Source organism: Bacteroides muris (ex Afrizal et al. 2022) (assembly GCF_004793475.1).
Classification (GTDB): Bacteria; Bacteroidota; Bacteroidia; order Bacteroidales; family Bacteroidaceae; genus Bacteroides; species Bacteroides muris.
Genome location: NZ_SRYZ01000015.1, coordinates 59,334 through 82,181 on the forward strand (window position 1 = coordinate 59,334; position 22,848 = coordinate 82,181).

The 22,848-nt window shown below is 48.1% G+C and carries 16 protein-coding genes and 1 tRNA gene; 4 read left to right on the top strand and 13 right to left on the bottom strand.

Annotation, left to right across the window (positions count from 1 at the left end; genetic code table 11):
- Nucleotides 1-65: 65 nt before the first annotated feature.
- Nucleotides 66-1,070 (bottom strand): 2-oxoacid:ferredoxin oxidoreductase subunit beta, encoded by a 1,005-nt coding sequence (locus E5355_RS08700; protein WP_136010038.1) that lies wholly within the window; start codon nucleotides 1,068-1,070, stop codon nucleotides 66-68.
- A gap of 28 nt (nucleotides 1,071-1,098) precedes the next feature.
- Nucleotides 1,099-2,946, bottom strand: a complete 1,848-nt coding sequence (locus tag E5355_RS08705; protein ID WP_136010039.1) for a 2-oxoacid:acceptor oxidoreductase subunit alpha — start codon at nucleotides 2,944-2,946, stop codon at nucleotides 1,099-1,101.
- Nucleotides 2,947-3,145: 199 nt separating this feature from the next.
- Between E5355_RS08705 and E5355_RS08710 the strand changes: the two genes are divergently transcribed.
- Both E5355_RS08710 and E5355_RS19415 read left to right on the top strand, forming a co-directional pair.
- Nucleotides 3,146-3,220: transfer RNA gene (locus tag E5355_RS08710), tRNA-Arg, on the top strand.
- 176 nt (nucleotides 3,221-3,396) lie between these two features.
- Complete coding sequence (locus E5355_RS19415) at nucleotides 3,397-3,546, top strand: hypothetical protein (RefSeq protein ID WP_168354309.1); 150 nt, start codon at nucleotides 3,397-3,399, stop codon at nucleotides 3,544-3,546.
- Nucleotides 3,547-3,946: 400 nt separating this feature from the next.
- Here the strand turns inward: E5355_RS19415 and E5355_RS08715 are convergent, their stop codons facing one another.
- The 6 genes from E5355_RS08715 to E5355_RS08740 form a co-directional block, all read right to left on the bottom strand.
- Entirely contained in the window at nucleotides 3,947-5,917 is a 1,971-nt protein-coding gene (locus tag E5355_RS08715) for a family 20 glycosylhydrolase (protein ID WP_136010040.1), read from the bottom strand.
- Between the two features lie 172 nt (nucleotides 5,918-6,089).
- Nucleotides 6,090-9,086 (bottom strand): protein translocase subunit SecDF, encoded by a 2,997-nt coding sequence (gene secDF, locus E5355_RS08720; protein WP_136010041.1) that lies wholly within the window; start codon nucleotides 9,084-9,086, stop codon nucleotides 6,090-6,092.
- 82 nt (nucleotides 9,087-9,168) lie between these two features.
- Nucleotides 9,169-11,253 (bottom strand): M3 family metallopeptidase, encoded by a 2,085-nt coding sequence (locus E5355_RS08725; RefSeq protein ID WP_136010042.1) that lies wholly within the window; start codon nucleotides 11,251-11,253, stop codon nucleotides 9,169-9,171.
- Between the two features lie 35 nt (nucleotides 11,254-11,288).
- The gene (locus E5355_RS08730; protein WP_136010043.1) at nucleotides 11,289-12,389 is read right to left on the bottom strand and encodes an endonuclease/exonuclease/phosphatase family protein; all 1,101 of its coding nucleotides are present in this window, start codon (nucleotides 12,387-12,389) and stop codon (nucleotides 11,289-11,291) included.
- Nucleotides 12,390-12,474: 85 nt separating this feature from the next.
- Nucleotides 12,475-13,365 carry a rhomboid family protein gene (locus E5355_RS08735; protein ID WP_136010044.1) on the bottom strand — a complete coding sequence of 297 codons (891 nt, stop codon included), beginning with the start codon at nucleotides 13,363-13,365 and terminating at the stop codon, nucleotides 12,475-12,477.
- Nucleotides 13,346-14,029, bottom strand: a complete 684-nt coding sequence (locus E5355_RS08740) for a rhomboid family intramembrane serine protease (RefSeq protein ID WP_168354310.1) — start codon at nucleotides 14,027-14,029, stop codon at nucleotides 13,346-13,348. The genes E5355_RS08735 and E5355_RS08740 overlap by 20 nt, the downstream gene beginning before the upstream one ends.
- 244 nt (nucleotides 14,030-14,273) lie before the next feature.
- On the opposite strand from E5355_RS08740, the gene E5355_RS08745 reads away from it, so the two are divergent.
- Nucleotides 14,274-14,540, top strand: coding sequence for an HU family DNA-binding protein (locus E5355_RS08745; RefSeq protein ID WP_136010045.1), 267 nt, complete (start codon nucleotides 14,274-14,276; stop codon nucleotides 14,538-14,540).
- Between the two features lie 156 nt (nucleotides 14,541-14,696).
- On the top strand, nucleotides 14,697-16,514 hold the full coding sequence (gene argS, locus E5355_RS08750; protein WP_136010046.1) for an arginine--tRNA ligase: 1,818 nt from the start codon (nucleotides 14,697-14,699) through the stop codon (nucleotides 16,512-16,514).
- 293 nt (nucleotides 16,515-16,807) lie between these two features.
- On the opposite strand, the gene E5355_RS08755 is transcribed toward argS, so the two are convergent.
- The 5 genes from E5355_RS08755 to E5355_RS08775 all read right to left on the bottom strand — a co-directional run bounded on the left by E5355_RS08755 (nucleotide 16,808) and on the right by E5355_RS08775 (nucleotide 22,792).
- Complete coding sequence (locus E5355_RS08755; protein ID WP_136010047.1) at nucleotides 16,808-19,021, bottom strand: peptidase domain-containing ABC transporter; 2,214 nt, start codon at nucleotides 19,019-19,021, stop codon at nucleotides 16,808-16,810.
- Between the two features lie 15 nt (nucleotides 19,022-19,036).
- Complete coding sequence (locus E5355_RS08760; RefSeq protein WP_168354311.1) at nucleotides 19,037-21,352, bottom strand: TonB-dependent receptor; 2,316 nt, start codon at nucleotides 21,350-21,352, stop codon at nucleotides 19,037-19,039.
- Nucleotides 21,353-21,368: 16 nt separating this feature from the next.
- Nucleotides 21,369-21,818, bottom strand: coding sequence for a glycosyltransferase family 2 protein (locus tag E5355_RS08765; protein ID WP_136010049.1), 450 nt, complete (start codon nucleotides 21,816-21,818; stop codon nucleotides 21,369-21,371).
- A 17-nt stretch (nucleotides 21,819-21,835) separates the two neighbouring features.
- On the bottom strand, nucleotides 21,836-22,195 hold the full coding sequence (locus tag E5355_RS08770; RefSeq protein WP_136010050.1) for a DUF3244 domain-containing protein: 360 nt from the start codon (nucleotides 22,193-22,195) through the stop codon (nucleotides 21,836-21,838).
- A gap of 162 nt (nucleotides 22,196-22,357) precedes the next feature.
- The gene (locus E5355_RS08775; protein ID WP_136010051.1) at nucleotides 22,358-22,792 is read right to left on the bottom strand and encodes a hypothetical protein; all 435 of its coding nucleotides are present in this window, start codon (nucleotides 22,790-22,792) and stop codon (nucleotides 22,358-22,360) included.
- Nucleotides 22,793-22,848: the final 56 nt, after the last annotated feature.

A 22,848-nucleotide genomic window follows, 5' to 3' on the forward strand; every position in this document is an offset into this window, starting at 1 on the left:
TGCCTTGGAGGCTTTGATGAAGGGCATGATAAAACAAGGGCCATTCTTATATTACGTCGGGAAGATTACTTCACTTCCCACGTATCGTTGGTCATTAACAACTCCTCGAAGTTGTGGTATTTCTTCTGGGCGGATACTTCTGCTATTTGCGCCTCCACAGCCTCGTCGTAGGTAGGAGCTTCCACATCACGGATGACGCCGAGTGCAATCGGAAAGTCGGGACCTTCCATCAGGGCGAGCTTCAGTTGCAGGGTGTTGTCCTCGCAGTGGGCGTTGTGCACCAGGATGTCTTTTTCGGTGATTCCGTTTTCGCCCAGCTTCACTACTTTCAGGCCGAATCCTTCCTGCACCAGTCCATATTCATTGTTTTCGCCGAAGAGCATCGGTTCGCCGTGTTTCAGGTAGATGGCGTTCCTGGCACGGTCTTCCTTTTTGGCTACCATGTCGTGTGTGCCGTTGTTGAAGATAACGCAGTTTTGCAGTATTTCGCATACCGAAGCACCTTTATGGTTGTAGGCGGCTTTCAAGATGTCTATGGTACCGGCGGCATCGGTGGCTACGGCGCGGGCAAAGAAGTGGCCACGTGCGCCGAAGCAGAGTTCTGCCGGACGGAAGGGGTCTTCTACGGTACCGTAGGGCGATGATTTGCTGACGAATCCGCGGGGCGACGTGGGCGAGTACTGTCCTTTGGTCAAGCCGTAGATGCGGTTATTCAGTAGAATCATGTTTAGGTTGATGTTACGGCGGTTGGCATGGATGAAGTGGTTGCCGCCGATGGCGAGTCCGTCTCCGTCGCCCGACACTTGCCAGACGGCCAGTTGCGGGTTGGCCACCTTGCAGCCTGTGGCAATGGCGGCCGCACGACCGTGAATGGTGTTCATGCCGTAGGTATTCATGTAGTGGGGCAGGCGGCTGGAACAGCCGATACCCGAAATCACTGCGATGCTGTGGGGAGCCACGCCTATCTCGGCCATGGCTTTGTGCAGGGAGGCCAGGAAAAAGTGGTCGCCGCAACCCGGACACCAGCGGGGTTGTCCTTTCTTATAATCTTTTGCTGTATATTCGCACATAATGTTTTGCTTTAAAATTGATGGTTGGTTATTTATCCATTAACTTGCTGAAGGCTTCTGCCAGTTCGTTCACCAGGAACGGCTGTCCCTTTACTTGGTTGAACTGATAGGGCACGAATCCGTCTACTTTCATGCGCAGGTAGCCGGCGAACTGTCCCATGTTCTGTTCGGCCACTACGACTTTCTTGTAGCGCTTCATCACTTCGGCCGTGTTCTTGGGCAGCGGGTTGATGTACTTGAAGTGGGCCAAGGCCACCTTTTTGCCTGCTGAGCGCAGTTCGTCCATGGCGGCGTGCAGGTGTCCGTAGGTTCCGCCGAAGCCCACGATGAGCAGGTCGGCATCGTCGCGGTCGCCCAGCACTTCTACGTCGGGCACGGCAATCTTGTCTATCTTTTCCTGGCGCAGGTGCGTCATGAGGTCATGGTTTTCGGGATCGGTAGAGATGGCACCCGTCTTGTCGTCCTTCTCCAGTCCGCCCAAGATGTGGGCAAATCCTTCGGTGCCCGGCACGGCCCAGTAGCGTACGCCAGTTTCGGGGTTGCGTTGGTAGGGAGTCCATTCGCCTTTCATCTCGGGGCGCACGTAGGGCGGGCAGATGGCGGGATATTCTTTCAGGTCGGGTAGTTTCCAGGCGGCCGAGCCGTTGGCTACGAAGGCGTCGGTCAGCAGCACGACGGGAGTCATGTGCTCCAAGGCAATCTTGGAAGCTTCGTAGGCGGCTTCGAAGCAGTCGGTGGGTGACGTGGCGGCTAGCACCGGCATGGGGCTTTCGCCGTTACGGCCGAAGAGTACCTGCAAGAGGTCGGTCTGTTCCGATTTGGTAGGGAGTCCGGTGGCCGGACCGCCGCGCTGTACGTCGAGCACTACCAGCGGCAGTTCCATGATGACGGCCAGGTTCATGGCTTCGGATTTCAGGCAGATGCCCGGTCCCGAAGTGGAAGTGACGGCCAGCGCGCCGGCAAACGAGGCGCCTACGGCAGAGGCGCAACCCGAGATTTCGTCCTCGCATTGCACGGTCTTTACACCCAGCGATTTGTGCTTGGACAGTTCGTGCAGCACGTCGGTGGCGGGAGTGATGGGATAGGAACCGAGGTATAGGCTTAGTCCTGCTTTTTCGGCGGCGGCGATGAAGCCGTAGGCAGTCGCCTTGTTCCCCGTGATGTCCATGTAGCGGCCGGGTACGGTGGCTTTGCTCTCTATGCGGTACGTGTGTGATACGGAGGAGTGCGTGTTGTGCCCATAGTCGTATCCGGAGTGTATTACCCGGATGTTTGCTTCGGCAATCTGGGGCTTTTTGGCGAATTTCTCGCGGATGAAGTCTTCGGCAATCTTCAGGTCGCGGTTGAAGAGCCAGCATACCAAGCCTACGGCAAACATGTTGCGGCATTTCATCATCGACTTGTTGTCCATACCCGTGTCGGCAAGACAGTCTTTCACCATCTGCGAGATGGGGGCGGCTATCACATCTTGTCTGATGCCCATTTCCTCTATCGGATTATCGGTCTTGAAGGCAGCCTTTTCCAAGTCCGACTTCTGGAAAGCATCTGTGTCGATGATGATACAGGCAGTCGGTTTGGCGAATTTATATTGTGTTTTCAGCGCAGCGGCATTCATGGCTACCAGCACGTCGCATTGGTCGCCAGGTGTATAGACTTTGTCTGCACCGACGTGTACCTGAAAACCGGAAACGCCGGTAAGCGATCCTTGCGGGGCGCGAATGTCTGCCGGATAGTCGGGGAATGTGCTGATGTCATTGCCCACCGTAGCCGAAACTGTAGAGAAGATGTTGCCGGCGAGTTGCATACCGTCGCCGGAGTCTCCGGAGAAGCGGACTACCACTTGCTCCAGTTCTTTGACCATCATGTCGTTTGCCATAACTTACGATTTACTATGAATTAAATAGTTCTTTTAGAGGTTAATGTATTTTTCATTGGGACAAATTTCGTAAAGTTAATCGGATTAACAAAACTTTTTTCGGAAAATCGATGGAAAGCATTATCTTTGCACTCGCAATCTGCTGCAGATAGCAGGAAATATGCAGAAGGGCTTGCTCCTTGACGGACAGCAGAAGCCTGCCTTGGTAGTTCAACGGATAGAATAGATGTTTCCTAAACATTAGATAGGGGTTCGATTCCCCTCCGAGGTACCACTTTCATTCCATTTTTTGCCCTCATTCTGATGCTTGTTTTTATTCCTCACCGCCTTCACCTCTGTTCTGAATCTCCCTATTCATCGGCTTTTCCGGTGAAAGTGGTTTGGGTTTGTGTTCGCTTTCCCGTTGAGTGACGGGAAGTTGTAGTTTGGCTTGTTGTCAATTTCACTGCAATGGAAAAATGTGGTGGCAACGCAACGGTGATGAACATGGCTGCAAGATTCTGCAAGCTGTTTGCACTGTCACTGCATAACGGTTGCAGCGCTACTGCACAACAGTTGCAGCGCTACTGCAAAGCTGTTGCAGCGCTACTGCAAGTATAGTTGCAGTGTCACTGCAAAACTGTTTCAGAATTTTGCAGTGCTTGTCCTTTGATTCATAATCAGTTGACTGTCGGCAGAAGGTGCTCTGCCAAGGAGGGTTGTACAATTGATGAGATAGGTGCGTTAACGGTTGTGAGATGCGGTAATGCAAAAAAGGAGTTTCACCGGAAAAGCCGATGAATAGGGAGATTGGAGACCGAGGTGAAGGTGATGAAAGGTGAAAATTACTTTTGATGTTATGATTTTGGGCGCTGATTACACGGATTTCGCGTTTATTGGTTGTTCTTTCTGTGAAATCCGTGTAATTCAGTGCTTGAAAAGGTAGTGAACCGGATGTTTGTCCGTGGCAGGTTCTCGACGACTCCCGTGCCTCTGTATTCGCACCGGTCGGCTTGTTTTGTTAATCGGCCGTCTTCTTATATACTTTCAAGTTGGTGACTTTGCTCTTGAACTCTCCGGTTTCTTGCAGCGGGAATACCAGCGTGCGCACGTAGTTCATCTTCGCTTTTCCCTCGTCGAAGAGCCGCTTTTCGATGTTCAACTCCTCTACCACCTTGCCGTTTATCAGCAGGCGGGTGGCTTTGTTGTCACCTTCGATGCCGATGTTCATGCGCTCGCCTTGGTGGATGCGATAGCTGAATGTGTTCAGATATCCGTCGCGGGCAAAGCCCAGCATGCCGCGGATGGGGTCGGCAAGGTAGAAGACGGCGTCGGGCGAGCGGAACAGTATGGTGTTCGGGGTCTCGGCGGCTCCGTCGATGTCGAAGGTGACGCGGTAGTCGTAGCCGATTTCGCGGTGAGGAGTGCGGCTGCTTGGAGTTACGGCGGATTGTTCGTACACCAGTCCCGGCCCGCCTTCGATGCGGCCCAGTTGGTTCACGCCCGGCGCTTCGCTGAGCCGGTGGCGCAGCCTGTCGAAGTCGGCGTAGGGAAGCGTGGTTTTTGCAGCAGTCCACGTCTTGACGGCCAGAGTCTGCATGGCAGGGAAGACGCGGTGGTGGATATCTTTGGTGGAGATTCCGTTTCCTACGTGATCGTTCCATACGGCGAACATGCCTCCCAGAATGGCGGGGTCTTGTTCCTCAAACACTTCTTTGCCGATGTGGGCAGGCGTCCACTTGTTGTAGAGCATCTCCGTGTTGAGGTAATCGTAGTAGTAGCCGGCCGCAGGTACGATGTATACCATTCCGTCGGGGATGCTGATGAGCTTGTAGCCTTGTTTAGCCATTTCCTTGGGTTGGGCGTAGCCGTTGTACCACGCACTCATGATGACGTTTTCCGATTTCACGGGTGTCTCGCCGTCGGCATGGGTCAGTGCGCCCCATACGCAGGCCTGCTTGCCGAAGCTTTCCACGTAGCGGATGTAATGGTCGGTGAAGGCGCGGAACTTTTCTACGACGTCTTTCTTCTTGTTGGAGTACTCGTCGGTACCGATGTGCACCTTGGGACCACGGAACACGGGAGTATCACCCTCGAGGTATTCTTTGAAGAGTCCGTCCATGAAGGTGTAAGTTTCGGGATTGAAGAGGTCGAGGTGGTCCATGCCATATTCCTTGCTGCCTATTTCGGGCTTGTAGTGGGTGAAGGCAAGTGTGTGGGCGGGAGCATCGATTTCGGGGATAATCTCGACGAAGCGTTGTTCGGCCAGCTTCTGCAGGTCGATGAATTCGGCTTTCGTGTAGTGTCCGTCTTCGGCGGCAAGGCCCGGATAAGTGTCGGACTCAAGACGGAAGGCGCCGTAGGTCTTGCTCCAGTCTTGCTGGAAGTATTGTTTGAAGCCGTTGTCGTTCAGGTGAATCTGCAGGGTATTCATCTTGTAGTAGGCCATTATTTTGACATAGTCCTGCAGGAAGTGAAGGGGGATGAACTTGCGTCCGCAGTCTATCATGAATCCGCGGATGGCATAGTCGGGCCAGTCGCGCAGGGTGCCTTGGGGCAGTTGATGGTTGGGCGTTTGTTCGGCTATCTGGAGCAGGGTGCGTGTGCCCCAATAGATGCCGGTTGGTTCCGGCGCGCTGATTTGCACACGGTCGGTCACTTTAATACTGTAGCCTTCTTTGCCCAGTTTCTTGTCTGTGCGCAATGCCAGTACAAAGTCACCGGCAGCAGCCTTATCTTGGATGACTTCGGGCTTGCAGGCAAACATCGTTTCATAGTCTTCGGCAAAGAGCCGGGCTATATGCAGCAGTTCCGGATGTCCGGGGGGGCAAACGATTCTTGTTTTTGTGGTGGGGACAAAAGTGCCTTCAGCCCCTTTCCACTCCTTTAACTCGGGGATTACAAACGGTTTGGGGTTTACAGTTGCTGCCAGATTGGTGCAGACTGATAACAGCAAGAGACATGCTGTGAAAAAACGGTTAACGGTTTTCATGTTGGTATTTTGGGCAAAGATAAAAATAGTTTTGATAAAAAGCACGAAAAATATGTGAGAATCCTGATAGGGCTATGGACTTTGATGTTCATTGTTGATAATTAAGCTATTAAGGGACCATCCAAAAATGAATAGTCCCTTAATAGCTTAATTATTAACAATAAAGTTTTTCTTATTTTGAAACTTCATTAAGTTCATTGCTCTTTTTGTCCTTTATCAACGTGTAAGCGATAGGAGATGCAACGAACAGAGAAGACATTGTACCGAATACAACACCCAGAATCATGGCGAATGCGAAGCTGCGGATGGAGTCACCACCGAGGATGAAGATACACAGCAACACAATCAAGGTACTCAGTGAAGTATTGATGGTACGTGCCAAGGTTGTGTTCAGTGAGTCGTTGAACAACTGCATCTTGTCGCGCTTCGGATAGAGGCCGAAGAACTCACGTACACGGTCGAAGATTACCACCTTGTCATTGATAGAGTAACCGATAGCTGTCAGGATGGCACCGATGAAGGTCTGGTCGATTTCCAGAGAGAACGGCATCCAGCCCCAACAGATAGAGTAGGCACCCAGGATGATGATAGTGTCACATGCCAGTGCGGTTACTGAACCGATACTGTATGCAATATTGCGGAAACGAATCAGGATATAGATACCGATGGCAATCAATGCAAGTACAACAGACCAGATGGCTGATACCTTGATGTCGTCTGCGATACTCGGACCTACCTTCTGAGAACTGACGATACTGCCACCCGTATGGTTTTCGCGGTCGATGAAAGTTTCCAGTGTAATGTTCTGAGTCAATACAGGTTTCAGAGTCTCATACAGATATGCCTCGATTTCAGAATCGATGTTGTTGCCTTCTTCTTCAATGCGGTAGTTCGTGCTGATACGTACAGTCTTACCGTCTGTACCGATAGCAATAACGCTTACATTGGCATCACCGAACTTGCTGGAGATAAGTTCGCGGATCTGTTCCGGTTCCACTTTGTTCTCAAACTGTACCTTGAAGTTACGTCCACCAGTGAAGTCGATGCTTTGGCTCAAGCCACGGATAGCAAGGAAAGCGATACATACAACTACGGCAGCTCCGGTGATGCTCAACCACAGTTTGTTTCTGCCCATGAAGTCGAAGTGTACGTTCGCCATCAGGTTCTTGGAAATCTTGGAAGAGAATGTCAGGTTCAGCAGTTTGTCTTTGCCCATGAAATAATCATAGAACAGACGTGTCATGAACACGGCAGTAAAGAACGAAATCAAGATACCGATAATCAGAGTGGTGGCAAAACCACGGATAGGGCCTGTACCGAAGTTGAACAAGATGATACCGGTGATGATAGACGTTAAGTTGGAGTCGAAGATAGCGGAGAATGCGTTGGCATAACCGTCGGACAAAGCCTTCTTCACGCCCTTGCCTGTACGCAGCTCTTCTTTGGTACGTTCGTAAATCAATACGTTGGCATCCACAGCCATACCCAGTGCCAACACCATACCGGCAATACCGGACATTGTCAAGGCTGCTTGGAAAGAAGAAAGGATGCCCAGCGTGAAGAATAAGTTCAGAACCAGAGCGCCGTTGGCCACCATACCCGGAATGAATCCGTACATGGAGCACATGTAAATCATCAACAGAATCAATGCCACGATGAATGACATGATACCGGCGTTGATGGAAGCTTGTCCCAATGAAGGACCTACGATATCTTCTTGTACGATGTGTGCAGGAGCCGGCATTTTACCGGATTTCAATACATTCGCCAAGTCTTTTGCTTGTTCAGGAGTGAAGTGACCGGTGATTTGTGAGTTACCGCCGGTGATTTCATTGTTTACGTTCGGTGCAGAGTAAACATAGCCGTCCAGTACAATAGCGATACTCCTGTTGATATTCTGTTTGGTGAGCTGAGCCCAGCGGCGTGCACCGTCAGTATTCATAGACATACTTACGGCTGGTTTACCGTAGTGGTCGTACTCGTCTTTGGCATTTACTACTACATCACCTTCCAGCGGAGCTTTGCCGTTACGTTCTGTAGAACGGATTGCATAAAGTTCGAAAGTTTGGGCTTTCGGATCGTATTCATAAGGAGAAACACCCCATTTCAAACGTAAATCTTTCGGCATTTCAGCCTGGATTTCCGGCATGGAGAGGTATTTGTTGATTTCGGCGGTATCCTTATAGTTGGCATAAGCTACTACCGGACCTTGACCGCTTGGGTTGACTTGCAATATTGCGAGCAGAGGATGTTCTTTCTTTATCTGTGCAAGGTCTACAGCTTGTGTCTTGCTCTCGCCCTTTAAAGCAGCGGCAAGACTGTCGGCTGTGCTGGTAGCTTGTGTTGCGGCAGGAGTTTCGGCGGCTGCGTTGTCTGCCTCTTCTGCCGGAGTTTCGCTTGCAACGATGGCACGCAACTTGTTGTCGGCAGCTTGCAGATAGGGAGTAACGTCTTTTGCAGTGTATGTTTCCCAGAATTCCAGATTGGCAGAACCTTGTAGCAATTTTCTTACACGCTCAGGCTCTTTGATACCCGGAAGTTCCACCATGATACGTCCCATTTTGTCTTCCAGACTTTGGATATTGGGCTGAACTACACCGAAACGGTCGATACGGGTACGAAGTACGTTGTAGGAGTTCTCAACAGCTGCCTTTACTTCTTCGCGCAATACTTTCTCGACTTCGGCATCGGTAGACTTCTGAGTTACTTTGTCTTTTAATTGTTGGGTTGCGAACAGTTGTGAAAGAGGAGCACCCGGAGCAATATTGTGATACTCTTTGACGAACAAGGTGATAACGTCATCCTGACTCGTGGTAGCTTGTTTGGCGGCAGTGGCCAATGCTTGGTTGAATGCTTCGTCAGTCTTGTTGTCAGCCAATACTTTGATGACATCGGGTACGGAGACTTCAAGGATGACGTTCATACCGCCCTTCAAGTCCAGACCTAAACTGATTTCCATCTCACGACATTGTTTCAGCGTCCAATTGCCAAAATACACTTTCTCATTAGCTAGAGAATCGAGGTAGTCCTGCTCTACTTTCACATCGCCTTTTGCAAACTCTTTAGCCTTATTCGTGTAATGGCGAGTCACAAAAGAAAAGGAAAGATAGAACACACACACCAGTGTGAGCAATATCGCAAAAACCCTTACAAATCCTTTGTTTTGCATGTTACTTTTAGTTTATTATGATTATTTTTAATTAGATTCTGTTGCATACAAGGCTGCAAATATAGCTTTTTTTTCACAAATCTTACTTCATACCGCGATTTTTTAACATCGGGTCTAATTGAGGTTCAGCACCTCTGAAGTTTTTATAGAGAGTCATCGGTTCTTCGCTGTCTCCTTTTTCCAGAACATTCTGGCGGAAAAGGTCGGCTGTCTGCTTGTCGAAGATGCCGTGTTCTTTGAAAGCTTCGAAGGCATCATTGTCCAGAACATTGGCCCATAGATAGCTGTAATAGCCTGCTGCATAGCCGCCGATAATGTGATTGAAGTATGTGGTACGGTAGCGCGGCGCTATTTCAGGAATCAGTCCCAGCTTGTCCATTGCTTCTTTTTCGTATGCTACGGCATCAATGCTTTTCGTATCAGTCAGGTTATGCAGATTCATGTCGAGGATGGCGGCTGCCAGCAATTCGGTAGTAATGAAGCCCTGGTTGAACGTTTTCTGGTTCAATATCTTTTCAATCAGGCTGTCGGGGATGACTTCACCGGTTTTGTAATGCTTGGCATACATTTTCAGCACTTCGGGTTCGGTGGCCCAGTGTTCGTTGATTTGTGAAGGAAGTTCCACAAAGTCGCGCACGACATTAGTACCTGAAGTGCCTTTGTACTGGCATCGGGTCAGCAGTCCGTGCAGGGCATGGCCGAACTCATGGAACAGGGTTTCCACTTCGTCAATGGTCAGCAAGGAAGGAGTGTCTCCTACGGGCTTGGTGAAGCTGCATACATTGCATACCAATGGGCGTATGCTGCCTTGCTGCTCGCGGTAATTGCTCATCCAGGCACCACCGCTCTTGCCGGGACGGGGAAAATAATCCACATAGAAGATACCCACTTGTGATCCGTCTGCGGCTTTCACCTCAAACACTTCTACATCGGGATGGTAGACGGGGATGCCTTCGAGTTTTGTCAGCGTGATGCCGTAGAGCTTGTTGGCAACGATAAAAGCGCCTTCGCGTACGTTTTCCAGCTTGAAGTAGGGCTTTATATCTTCTTCTTCGAGGTTGTATTTCTCTTTACGCAGTTTCTCGGTGTAGTACCACCAGTCCCATGCTTCCAGCTTTTCTCCTTTGCCTTCTTTGTCCATCAGCTTTTGCAGTTCGGCTGCTTCGGCTTTTGCCTTGGGGAGTGCATAGTTCCACAAGTTGTTGAGGAATTCCATCACGGTGGTGGAGTTCTTTGCCATTGTATTGTCCAGTACAAAGTTGGAGTAGCAGTCAAAACCCAGCAGTTGTGCCTTTTCAAGTCTCAGGCTTACGATGTCGGCAATGATTTTCTTGTTATCGTTCTTGTCATTGTTGTTGCCACGGTTGATGTAGGCTTTGTACATCTGCTCGCGTAGCGGGCGGTTGGCTGAATATTGCAGGAAAGGCAGGCGGCTTGCATTGTGCAGGGTGAACAGCCATTTGCCTTCTTGTCCGGTGGCACGGGCTTCGGCCAAGGCACTTTCGCGGAACCATTGGGGAAGTCCGGCGAGGTCTTCCTCTTTTCCTACATAAAGCTTGAAGTCATTGTTTTCGTTCAGGATGTTGTTGCTGAACGTGATTCCGAGCGTGGAGAGCTGCTTGTTGATTTCGCGCAGGCGGGCTTGTTTGTCGGCCGGAAGATTGGCACCGGAACGGACAAAGTCCTTATAAGTCTTTTCCAGCAGTCTTTGTTGCTCACGGGTCAGGCCGAGAGCTTCTTTCTGATTGTAGACAGCATCTATTTTCTTGAAAAGCTCCTGATTGAGCGAGATGTTGTCTTCGTGCTCAGCCAGTGTCGGAGCCAGTTTCATGGAAAGGGCTGTCAGTTCATCGGTAGTTTCGGCTTCGGTCAGATTGAAGAATACACCGCCTACACGGTCCAGGGTGGGCGAACTTTTGTCGAGGGCAACAATGACGTTTTCGAAAGTGGGGGTTTCTGTATTGTCAATGATGGCTTGGATATTGGCATTCTGCTCTTCTATACCTTTCTGGAATGCAGGTTCATAGTGCTCCAACTTGATTTTATCGAATGGAGGCACACCATTGGGGGTTTGAAACTCGGTAAGAAACGGATTGTTTTCCGTCCGGGTGGCACAGGAGTACATCATACAACTTGCAGCTAAAGTTAGAATACATTTTTTGAACATTGTTTTCTAAAGTATTAAATGTTAAGTATTAATTCTCAATTCTTCTTGGTGATATAACACCATATCGGATAGTGGTCTGAATCCTTGATGGAGCGGTCTACTGTACAATTGTAGGCTTTCAGGTTCTTGCTGGCCAGTATGTTGTCTATCCGAAAATAGAATTTGTTCTGATTGTAGGAAATTCCTAATCCCCGTCCCGATTCGGTGAATGCATCATCCAAATCTTGGGCGATAGTACGGTGAGTATAGGAGATGGGGGTATCATTAAAGTCACCACATACAATAATACTAGGATGTGGTGAAGTTGTTATTTCGTGTGCGATTGCATCTGCTTGCGGAGCGCGGATGGCCGATGCTTCTGCCAATTTGCGTATGAGCAGGCGCATACCGCTTTTCACCTTTTCCTTTCCAGGGGATTTCAACATGTTTTCGTACACGGCTTTGTCAGCTTTGGTCAGTTTGTTGGACTCCAAGTGATTGTTGATGAGGGTAACTGTGTCCTCTCCTATTTTTACTTCATAGAGTACCGAACCGTTGTACTCGCTGGAATAATCCAGTACGCGTGCCGAGAGAATCGGATACTTGGAGTAACATGCTATCTTGTTGGTGTGTCCTTTTTCCCTGCCCACCGTGTTGATGCGGTGATATGGATATGCCTTGAGTTCCCGTTCCACATCTTTTTGCGAAAGGTGCCGGGATGATTCCGTCGTGGAGTATTCTTGGAGGCAGAGGATATCGGCATTACTTTCTTTTAAATAAGTCAGTATGGGATTCTTGCCATTCTGCTTGATGGCGCCGTCAAATCCCATGATGTTGTAGGAGAGTAATTTGAAACTTGTTTCAGGCAGCTTGTCTGTATGAAAGTTGATGGGTAGATAAGTGCGTATTTGTGAATAACAAAGTAGTAATCCTATCAAAGGAAGCAATGCGGTTCTGTAACGCTGGATGACCAGCCAAAAGATGAAGAAACTTATATTTATCACCAGGAAAACGGGAAATGTCAGTCCCAGGCACGACTGCACCGGATGTGTGACCGGCTGGATGTGCGGACTGTAGGCGGTAAACAGCAGCAAGCCCGTAAACAAGGCATTGACCGCCAAAATCAGGAGGGCGACAAAATTACCTAAATGCTTCATTATAATAGTTGAAAATTGAAAGGTGAAAACTGAAAATAAGAGTAGCGGTTATTTTCTTATTTTCCACTTTCCGTTTTCCATTTGTTTAACGTTTACTCGCGTCGAACAAGCTTTTCTTTTCCTCCGTAGTAAGGCTTTCGTATCCCGATTTCTTTAATTTGTCGAGAATGCGGTCTATCTCGTCGGATTGGGCTTTTTTCCGCGCGTTGTAATCATAATCTTTTTGTTTACTGGTACCGTAGTGTACTTTCATTTTCGGCTTTCGGGGTTTGAAGCTAACGATGGAAACCAAGACATCCAGGCATTTGTTTATCCATGAGGTCAGGTCGCTGCCTTTGCTGAGGCTGGCGGCAAACCAGAACCCTGCCAGCGCACCTCCTAAATGTGCGATGTGTCCGCCGGCATTACTGGAGGTGATGAACAGCAAATCAGTGCCTATAACAATCAGTGCCAGGTATTTCAGCCGCATGGTTCCGAACAGCAGCAGCCGTATCGGATAGTTGGGTTCGCGATAGGCGGTGGCGGCTACAATGGCAAGTACGGAGGCGGAGGCGCCCAGCATGAACGAATAGTCTGTCATGGGACGGAAATACGGAAAAATGTTATAGGCGGCAATATAGAGCAAACCGCCACAAATTCCTCCCAGAATGTATACACCCCGCAGATGTTTTGCAGAGAAGAAACTCAGGAACAGTGCACCGAACCAGTAAAGCCACAGCATATTGAAAAGAATGTGCATGAATCCTGCATGCATGAACATATAGGTCAGTAGTGACCACGGTTGCAGGATGAAGCGTAGGATTGATGCCGGCAGTTCCAACCATTCGAATACGCCTACTATGCTCCGGTTGAACAACTGGAACATGACTTCGGTTAGCGTAGTGAGTATGAATACCGCTACATTGATGTAGGTCAGTTGGATATAAATATTCCCCCTGCGGAAGTTTTCTTTCAAATCAGTTATAATAGTAGCCATTTCCTCTGTTCTTTTTTCTCCAGTACATAATCAAGATAAAGCCGAATACCATACCACCCAAATGTGCGAAGTGGGCCACATTGTCTCCTGCGCTGTTTGCAAATCCGGCATAAAGCTCAATCAAGGCATATCCGATAACAAAATATTTGGCTTTGATGGGAACCGGTAGCGGGAAGATGAACATCTGTTGGTTGGGGAATAACATGCCGAATGCCAGCAGAATGGCATATACTGCGCCCGAAGCTCCTACGGTAGTCATCATGTTGAGATATTCTTCCATCGGGATGATGGCCATGCCGGTATTCACGCTGTCGTAGGCAGAAAGCACTGTCTCGTAATGAATGTACTGTACCGCTTCCTGGATAATTCCGGCTCCCATACCACATACAAGATAGTAGAACAGAAACCGTTTTGGGCCCCATACCTGCTCCAAAATACGTCCGAACATCCATACGGCAAACATGTTGAAAAACATGTGCGTGAATCCGGCGTGCATGAACATATATGTTATTAATTGAGCAGCATTGAACTCTTCGGCAAGGAAAAAATGCAATCCTAAATATTGAGCGAGATCGATGCCGTAGCTTTGGGCGACAATGGTGCCCAGAAACATCAGCACATTAATGATTAAGAGGTTCTTGGTTATAGTAGGTATGGTATTCATAATCTGTTGTTTCAATTCATTTTATGGTTTAAAAACAGTTGCCTGTCTTTACTTTCTCCGGCAAAAATACGAATAAATTCTGTTCTATAACAGAAAAAGCAAATTCTATTCCTTCTTTTTCGCTGTTTTCCAATGTTTTTTTAATGTTTTTTTTGATATTCAGAAATATTGCTCTATTTTTGTAGAGGCTTGTACTGAAAAGTGAAAATATCTTTTGTGTAACATATTATTAATTTTGAGTATTATGAATAAGGCGGAGCTTATTGGCGCTATGGCAGCGGAGTCTGGTTTGTCAAAGACGGATTCAAAGAAAGCATTGGATGCATTTACCGCATCAGTCACTAAGGCAATGAAAGCCGGTGATAAAGTATCATTGGTTGGTTTCGGAACTTTCAGTGTGGTGGAAAGAGGAGCACGTATGTGTATCAATCCCTCTACTAAAAAGCCTATCGAGATTGCTGCAAAGAAAGTTGTTAAATTCAAACCGGGTGCGGAATTGACAGCTGAATAGATAACAGTATACTCAACATACAAAGAGGGGACGTTTTGCAAAGAGCGTCCCCTCTTTGTATGTTGAATATCTTGTGGGTCAATAAAAACAAGCCTGCTTGTTTTGTACTGATTTTGGTTTACGTTATCTTTGCACGCAGGAAAATACATTTGAATCATGAATATAGAACAGAAACTGGTAGCGTCCGTCATCGGCGGACTGAAAGCGCTTTACGGGCAGGATGTTCCTGCCGCACAAGTGCAGTTGCAGAAAACCAAGAAAGAATTTGAAGGACACCTCACGTTGGTGGTATTTCCTTTCCTCCGCATGTCCAAGAAGGGACCGGAGCAGACGGCACAAGAAATCGGTGAATACTTGCAGGCAAACGAACCTTCGGTTGCTGCATTTAATGTCATCAAAGGCTTCCTGAACCTGACCATTGCCTCTTCCGCGTGGATAGAATTGCTGAACGGCATTCATGCGGACAAGCAGTACGGCATCATGGCTGCTACTGACAGCTCTCCGTTGGTGATGATTGAGTATTCTTCTCCCAACACCAACAAACCGCTCCATTTGGGCCACGTACGCAACAATCTTTTGGGAAATGCGCTGGCTAATATAGTGGCTGCCAACGGCAATAAGGTAGTAAAGACCAATATTGTCAATGACCGTGGAATTCATATCTGCAAGTCCATGTTGGCATGGCAGAAGTACGGCAATGGTGAGACTCCCGAATCATCCGGCAAGAAGGGCGACCACCTGATTGGCGATTACTATGTTTCTTTCGACAAGCACTACAAGGCGGAAGTGAAGGAGTTGATGGCGAAGTTCCAAAGCGAAGGCATGAATGAGGAAGAGGCCAAGGCAAAGGCGGAAGCCGAATCTCCTTTAATGAAGGAAGCCCGTGAGATGCTGGTGAAGTGGGAAGCCAACGACCCCGAAGTACGTGCGCTTTGGAAGAAGATGAACGACTGGGTGTATGCCGGTTTCGACGAGACTTACCGCATGATGGGCGTGACTTTCGATAAGATATATTACGAGTCGAACACTTACCTTGAAGGGAAAGAGAAAGTGATGGAGGGCCTGGAGAAAGGTTTCTTCTACCGGAAAGAAGACGGTTCCGTGTGGGCGGACCTCACGGGTGAGGGGTTGGACCACAAACTGTTGTTGCGTGCGGACGGCACTTCCGTCTACATGACGCAGGATATCGGTACCGCCAAGCTCCGTTTTGCCGATTATCCCATCGACAAGATGATTTATGTTGTGGGCAACGAACAGAACTACCACTTCCAGGTGCTTTCTATTCTGCTCGACAAGTTGGGCTTTGAATGGGGAAAAGGCTTGGTGCATTTCTCTTACGGCATGGTAGAACTGCCCGAGGGCAAGATGAAGAGCCGCGAAGGTACAGTAGTTGATGCTGACGACTTGATGGCGGAGATGATTGATACAGCCAAGGAAACCAGCAATGAACTGGGTAAGCTGGATGGTCTGACAAAAGAAGAGGCGGACGATATCGCCCGTATCGTTGGTCTGGGTGCCTTAAAGTACTTCATCCTGAAGGTGGATGCCCGCAAGAACATGACATTCAATCCGAAAGAGTCCATCGACTTCAATGGCAATACGGGCCCGTTCATCCAATATACTTATGCACGTATCCAGTCTGTTCTGCGCAAGGCGAAAGAGGCAGGTATCGAGATTCCCGCCCAACTGCCTGCCGGCATTGAGTTGAGCGAGAAGGAAGAGGGACTGATACAGATGGTTGCCGACTTTGCCGCTATTGTGAAGCAGGCAGGTGAGGATTACAGCCCGTCCATCATTGCCAACTATACGTATGACCTTGTGAAGGAATACAACCAGTTCTACCACGACTTCAGCATCCTGCGTGAGGAGAACGAAGCGGTGAAGGTATTCCGCCTTGCGTTGTCCGAGAATGTATCCAAAGTGGTACGCTTGGGCATGGGATTGCTGGGAATCGAGGTGCCGGATAGAATGTAAGTTTGGTTGTTGAAAAACATCTTATCTTTGCCACTGCCGATGATACGGAATGATGTGTTAGGGCGGGGCGAAGCCGGAAGAGAGGTGTAGCAAGTCGTTTTGCTGCACCTCTCTTTATTATTGTTTGCTTATCAAGATAACCAGAAGGAGTACCAGTATTCCTGCCAATAGCAATGTGTTTCCCCACCTCACGATAAAAGCTGGTTTTTGCTCGATAATACGGCGCACTTTGTCACTGTGGCAATCGTTTTCGTTTGTAAAATTGCTGTGGTTGTTTTCCTTTAATTTTTTAGTCATGAGTTCCCTAGTTCCAATTGGTTCTTAATCAGGTTGTAGTACGTCCCTTTCTTTCGGATTAGTTCGTCATGTGTGCCGGTTTCCGATATTCTTCCTTTGTCTAACACCACTATTTGGTCGGCATGCTTCACGGTACTTAGGCGGTGGGCAACGATGACGGTAGTTTTTCCTTGGTAGAATTTCTGCAAATTGTCCACTATCAGTCGTTCGTTTCCGGAATCCAGGGAATTGGTGGCTTCATCAAAGAACAAGAAGGCCGGGCTCTTGTATACGGCTCTGGCTATCAGGATACGCTGTCGTTGTCCTTGGCTGATGCCTTGTCCGTTGGCACCTATGACGGTGTCGTACTTCAGTGGCAGTTGTTCCACCATTTCCGTGATGTTGGCTATTCGGGCGGCAGACAGCATACGTTCGTAATCTATCTCTTCATTGTCTAAAGCGATGTTGCGCGCTATTGATTCGGAGAAGATGTAACCGTCTTGCATGACCACTCCGCACAAGCTGCGCCAGAATCGGAGGTTTATCTCGTTCAGCCGATGCTCACCTATCAGGATGTCGCCCGATGCGGGCGGATAGAATCCTAATAATAGTTTCAGCAACGTGGTTTTTCCGCTGCCGCTGGCACCCACGATGGCCGTCACTTTCCCGTTGGGGATTCTTAGGCAGATATCTTCGAGAACTTTGAGGGAATGAGAGCCGTTGTAGCTGAACGTCACGTTTTTCAATAGGATGTCTTCCCGGCTGCAATGGAAATCGATTACCTTCCGATGTGTGTTCTCGTTTTCTTTCAGGTGAACCTCGTTGATTCGTTCTATGCTGAGCCGGACATCCTGCCAGGAGTAGATGAAGCGCATCAGTTGTTCTATCGGGACATTCAGCTGGCCGATGATATATTGTATGGACAGCATCATTCCCAAGGTGAGCTGCCCCTCTATCACTGCGGTTGCCGTCACGATGGTGATGAGGATGTTTTTCACCTCGTTGATAAAGAGGCTTCCTCCCTCTTGCGTCTGTTGCAGTTTCATGGAGGCAATGTTGGTATGGAACAAGTCGGCTTGTGTGTCTTCCCATTCCCAGCATTTGCGTTGTTCGCAGTTTTGCAATTTGATGTCCTGCATACCGTCTATGATTTGGATGGTCTTGTTTTGTCTTCGTGCATAGAGGTCGAAGAATTCGTAGTCCATGGCCTTGCGTTTTTGCAGGAAGGTACAAATCCACAATGCATATATCAGGCATCCGCCTGAGAAGATGGCGAACACGGCGGTGCTGTAGTAAAGCAACACCCCGCCGAATATGAGGAAACTGAAGACGGAGAACAGGGTATTCAGCGTCTGGGCGGCCATGAACTGTTCGAGGCGCTGGTGGTCGTTGATGCGCTGCATCAAGTCTTCTTTCAGTTTGGTGTCGAAGAAGGACATGGGCAGTCTCATCAGTTTCAGGAAGAAGTCGGACAGCAGAGTTATGTTGATGCGTACGCTGATATGCAGCAACAGCCACCGGCGTATGAAGTCGACCGAAGTCCTTCCTATGGTCAGCATCAGCTGCCCCAGCAGAATCAGGTAGATGAGGTTCAGGTTCTTTCCGTTTATTCCCTTATCTACCACTGCCTGCGTCAGGAAGGGGAAGAGCAACTGTAGTCCACTGCCGATGACCAGTCCTGCAATCAGTTGTCCGAACAGGCTCTTGTAGTCTTTCAGATAGCTCCAGAGAAAAGACAATGAACGTTCCGTGCCTACTTCCTCTTTCAGCGAGTGGAAGACGGAGGTGGGTTGCAGCGCCATCAGTATTCCTTTTTCGCCTTGCATTCCTTCGCCGGGTGTCCATGCCTTGCGGAAAGCCTCTTCGTCTAAGGCAAGCAGGTACTTCCCCGGATCGGCGATGTGGAATTTCAGTTTGCCTTTTCGGTCTCTTTCCACGCGGTGCAACACCACGAAATGTTCTTGGTTCCAGTGCAGGATGCACGGAAAAGGATGCTGTTCCACCAGCTTCTCTACGGTCATTCGTCCGCAGACCGTCCGGAAACCGATTTTGACGGCCGCTTCATTCAGGCTCAGCATGGACACCCCGTTGTGGCCTACGGTGCATATCCGGCGCATGGCTTCGGCAGAGTACATTTTGCCGTAATGACGGGCTATCATGCGGAGGCAGGTGGCTCCGCACTCCATGGCGTCCGGTTGCTTGATGTGGTGGAAACGGGGCTTGAATATCATCAATATATAATTAAGTTATTTCACCCCTATGCCCTGCAATTCTCTATCATCATTATTGAACTGCTTTTTCTGTCTCCACTTGTTCTGCACCTTGTTCTTGAAGGTATATGAGGCACCTATTGAGAAGGTAGGGATGCGGTCTGTCAGGTAATTGGCCTTGTATGAGGTGTACCCTTCGTCCTTCACCCACGACTTCGACCACATACCGGTTCCTACGAAATATTGCCCCATCACATAGACTCTCCAGTTCTTGGGCAGATTCCATGAGAGGTTGGCATTGCTGTAGGGTGTCCCTTCCGATTTGGTGGTGTAGCCGTAGCTGGCGGTCGTATAGCCCATGTTCAGCGAGAGCGATACCTGCTTGTAGTATAGATAGGCATTCATATTGAAGTTCCACAGATCTGCGTTGGCAAAGGTCATTCCTTTCTGATACCTTCTCTCGTAGTAGGCGCTCATGCCTATGTTGCCGAAAGGCAAGTTGTAGTTGGCCGAGGTTCCCGCGTTAAGGAAGTTGGCACACAGGAGGTTCCGGTAAGACTGGATATAGATGTTGTCTTTTAGCGTACCGACGGCATTAATCAGCTTCGACGAATAGCTGTAGGAGATGTAAGGCTCAAGGAACAGGCTTTTGTAGCTGAGTTTGTAAGAGAGCCGGACCTGATCTTGGAAACTGGGTCTCAGATACGGGTTACCCTGATTGATGAGCAAACTGTCGGTAGAGGTGTTGCGCGGGTTCAGCATGCTGAGTGTCGGGCTGTAGCGATGGCGCCGGTAGCTCAGGTTCAAGTTGTGTTTCTGATTGAACTTATAAATTAGTGCCACGGAGGGAAGCACGTCTATGTAATGGTTCTTTACCCCATCCGCTTCGGTGAAGAGCATGTCCATCCCTATGGAAAGCAAATAGAAGAACTTGCCTCCCGAACGGTTGTTGTTGAAGCCGACATACAGGTATTCTTGCCACTTCTTGTAGTTGTACACCGGAAAACAATCTTCCTTGTCGTCTATGTTGGTGCTTGAATAAGAAGTGTTGGAGCCGGCTGTGAGGGAGTATTTGCCTTGTATGAGGTTTGTGTAGTCCAAATCCAACTTCCCGTAGTGCCGGTCGTTGATGTAGTCTATCAGGTTATGGTATTGGTAGAAATCGTTATGCTCCTGCTGCTCCCCGATGGAACCGGAATAGCTGTAGGAGTAGTTTCCGGTGGCCTCCAGCGACTGATGCTTGCTGAAGGAGTGCTTGTAATAGAGATAGGCGGTGGCCAGATGGTATTTGTTGTCCGACTGGTTGTAGACTGTGGCATCCGACTGTTTCTGTTCGGAGGCATATTCCACGTTTCCTTGTCTGTGGCTTTCGGTGTCCGAGGGGTTACTGATGTATTTCAGGGCAAAGGCGGCATAGTTCTTGTCCGAAAAGATGCGGTCTCCCCCCAATGCTGCGTAGTAGCTGTTGGCGCTATAGAGTTGCTCTCCGGAGAATTTGCGCCTGATGTCCCCCGATTGGCTTTCCGAATACTCATTGCTCTTGGTATCGGAGAAGTAGAAACTCTGGAGATTCAAGTATAGGGACGACTTGGCATTCCCCAGTTCGGCTCCCCCACCTGTCACTCCATACCGGTAGGTGAGGGCATGGTTTGCATAAATATTTCCGTTGACATAGGTAGGGGTAGCCACGCGTTTCAGGTGGATGTTCAGGATGGCAGTCACGCCCTCCTCGCCTAAGTAGCGTGCATCCGGTACGTCTATAATCTCCACGGACTCTATAATCTCGGGATTCATCACGTTGATGTAACCCGGTCGATTGACCCCGTCTATCAGAATTATGGGAGATTCCCCCGTGAGCAGTTTGATGTTGCGTTCGATGGGGTTCACCACCAGTTTGGGTACTTCCAACAGTGCATCGTAAGCAGTCTTCGCCTTCTTGGCATGTTCGGACAGAAAGAAGGTGGTACTTCCCGCACTACTGTGTACGATGTTGCGCTTGTCGCCTGTCACGGTCACCTCTTTCAGCTGCGTGGCATCTTCCTGCAGTGTGAACTGGGGCAGGCGCACGCTTCCTGTCAGCTTGAAGGGGTGTTCTATTTTCTTGAATCCTACCATGGACACGCGGCAGACATAGTCTCCTGCCTGTAGGCCTTTTACGGAGAAGTCGCCCTTCTTGTCGGTGATGCTGCCCCCCACAAGTGTGTCGGCTTGTATGAAATATACGGTACAGCCTTGTAGCGGCGACTTGTCTTTGTCTTTCACATTGCCGCTTACGGTGATGGCGGTCGTTTGCGCATGCAGCAGCGAGAGGCTGCACACGATGGCTGAGATAAGAGAGAGAATACGTTTCATCGGTATCATGTATTGATTATTGATTTAAAGTGGCGTAAATATACGCATTATTAAAACGATAACGAATATAATCCGCTATATTTAATTCCATACTTTGTTTTTGGCAGAATCTTCTGAAATTATCCGGAGTGGTTTCCAGTTGTTTCTGGCAGCAAGGCCCCCAGTCCTCTCTATAGAATCGCATGTGCGCGTCAAGAAACAGGAAATAAGGGGTTTGTATCAGACTCACTCCCAAATCGCGGCAGGCAGCTATCCCCAATCTCTCTTCGTTTCGGAGATAGGTGGCGGAATAGGGCTTCAACATCTCTTCGTAATCATACAAATGATTGGAAGCATCGTTGATGACCAATATTTCCACCCGATCCGCAGCATATTGCCGTATGCTGGCTACGGTGTGTGCCACTTCCATGCCTTCATTCAAGAAAGGAATGATTACTGTCAGTTTCTTCGACATATCTTCAGACATGCTTGTTCTGGTATTTCTTATTTTACTTCAAAATAGCCTTGATACTTGTGTTTCCCATCGTTCAGCTCTAGGATGTAGGTACCGCTTTCGAGGTTTCCTATAAAAATAGGGGTTTGCAGTTCGGGAAATATCGTAATAATTTCGGATAAGAGTATTTCTTCGTTTTCATTCTTTACAATAATCTGCAAGCTGCTTAATGGTATATCTGAATAAAAATAGATATTGTTATTGTCGTGACTTGCGGTAAGTTCTATAGACATGGAACGGTCATTGATACCTCCATTAATTTGTTTACATAAATTGATAGGTACGTTATCGGCCCAACCATTTACATGAAAGAATAATAAATACAGAATTACTAATGACAAATGCTTCATGGCATTTTCTTTATAATTGTTACTTTTTGGTTGCAAAAGTAGGTATCTGGCACTTATTTCCTGTTGATTTTTTATGCGGTTTTTGTACGGTTTTTATGTGTTTTCTTTCTAAAGTAACATTTTCCTGTACGGTTTTTGTACGGTTTTGCGTAAATATCAGTCTTATAAAGATAAAATTAAGTCATCCCACATTTTGGCGTCACCTTTCTGCCCATAGACTTTTTCATACAATTTTTTTCGGGCAGATGTAATTGTAGATTTTGTTCGTCCGGTCAGAAGTGCTATGTTGCTGGTTGATATATCTGCTTTTATCAATAAACAAATTCGTAATTCAATCTTACTAATAGGGTAAAGTGTATATAAACGACTGGTGAAATTTTTGTATGTTGCGTTAATTTCATCTTGTAGTTCTATCCAATCCTCTTCTTTTAATTCTTCAAAACTTGCTATGGTATGGAATTTATTATAAATTTCAGATTGTTTGAATTTCGCAATTCTTGATTCACATTCTTGATTGTTGAGTTTTATTGTATGTTCTAGTTTCTCTATTTCTTTTAAACTGTGTTGTAACTGTTTCTTTCTTTGCTTTGTCTGCATGTCACTACTGTCCCATTAAAATCTGAAAAAGTTCTTTGAAATTATTGAAATATAGT

Bases quoted from the DNA above. Each gene is read 5' to 3' on its own strand.
- E5355_RS08770 (WP_136010050.1), bottom strand. From the start codon at position 22,195: ATGAAGCATTTGTCATTAGTAATTCTGTATTTATTATTCTTTCATGTA.
- E5355_RS08700 (WP_136010038.1), bottom strand. From the start codon at position 1,070: ATGTGCGAATATACAGCAAAAGATTATAAGAAAGGACAACCCCGCTGG.
- E5355_RS19415 (WP_168354309.1), top strand. From the start codon at position 3,397: ATGGAAAAATGTGGTGGCAACGCAACGGTGATGAACATGGCTGCAAGA.
- argS (WP_136010046.1), top strand. From the start codon at position 14,697: ATGAATATAGAACAGAAACTGGTAGCGTCCGTCATCGGCGGACTGAAA.
- E5355_RS08745 (WP_136010045.1), top strand. From the start codon at position 14,274: ATGAATAAGGCGGAGCTTATTGGCGCTATGGCAGCGGAGTCTGGTTTG.
- secDF (WP_136010041.1), bottom strand. From the start codon at position 9,086: ATGCAAAACAAAGGATTTGTAAGGGTTTTTGCGATATTGCTCACACTG.
- E5355_RS08705 (WP_136010039.1), bottom strand. From the start codon at position 2,946: ATGGCAAACGACATGATGGTCAAAGAACTGGAGCAAGTGGTAGTCCGC.
- E5355_RS08725 (WP_136010042.1), bottom strand. From the start codon at position 11,253: ATGTTCAAAAAATGTATTCTAACTTTAGCTGCAAGTTGTATGATGTAC.
- E5355_RS08740 (WP_168354310.1), bottom strand. From the start codon at position 14,029: ATGAATACCATACCTACTATAACCAAGAACCTCTTAATCATTAATGTG.
- E5355_RS08715 (WP_136010040.1), bottom strand. From the start codon at position 5,917: ATGAAAACCGTTAACCGTTTTTTCACAGCATGTCTCTTGCTGTTATCA.
- E5355_RS08760 (WP_168354311.1), bottom strand. From the start codon at position 21,352: ATGAAACGTATTCTCTCTCTTATCTCAGCCATCGTGTGCAGCCTCTCG.
- E5355_RS08730 (WP_136010043.1), bottom strand. From the start codon at position 12,389: ATGAAGCATTTAGGTAATTTTGTCGCCCTCCTGATTTTGGCGGTCAAT.
- E5355_RS08775 (WP_136010051.1), bottom strand. From the start codon at position 22,792: ATGCAGACAAAGCAAAGAAAGAAACAGTTACAACACAGTTTAAAAGAA.
- E5355_RS08755 (WP_136010047.1), bottom strand. From the start codon at position 19,021: ATGATATTCAAGCCCCGTTTCCACCACATCAAGCAACCGGACGCCATG.
- E5355_RS08735 (WP_136010044.1), bottom strand. From the start codon at position 13,365: ATGGCTACTATTATAACTGATTTGAAAGAAAACTTCCGCAGGGGGAAT.
- E5355_RS08765 (WP_136010049.1), bottom strand. From the start codon at position 21,818: ATGTCTGAAGATATGTCGAAGAAACTGACAGTAATCATTCCTTTCTTG.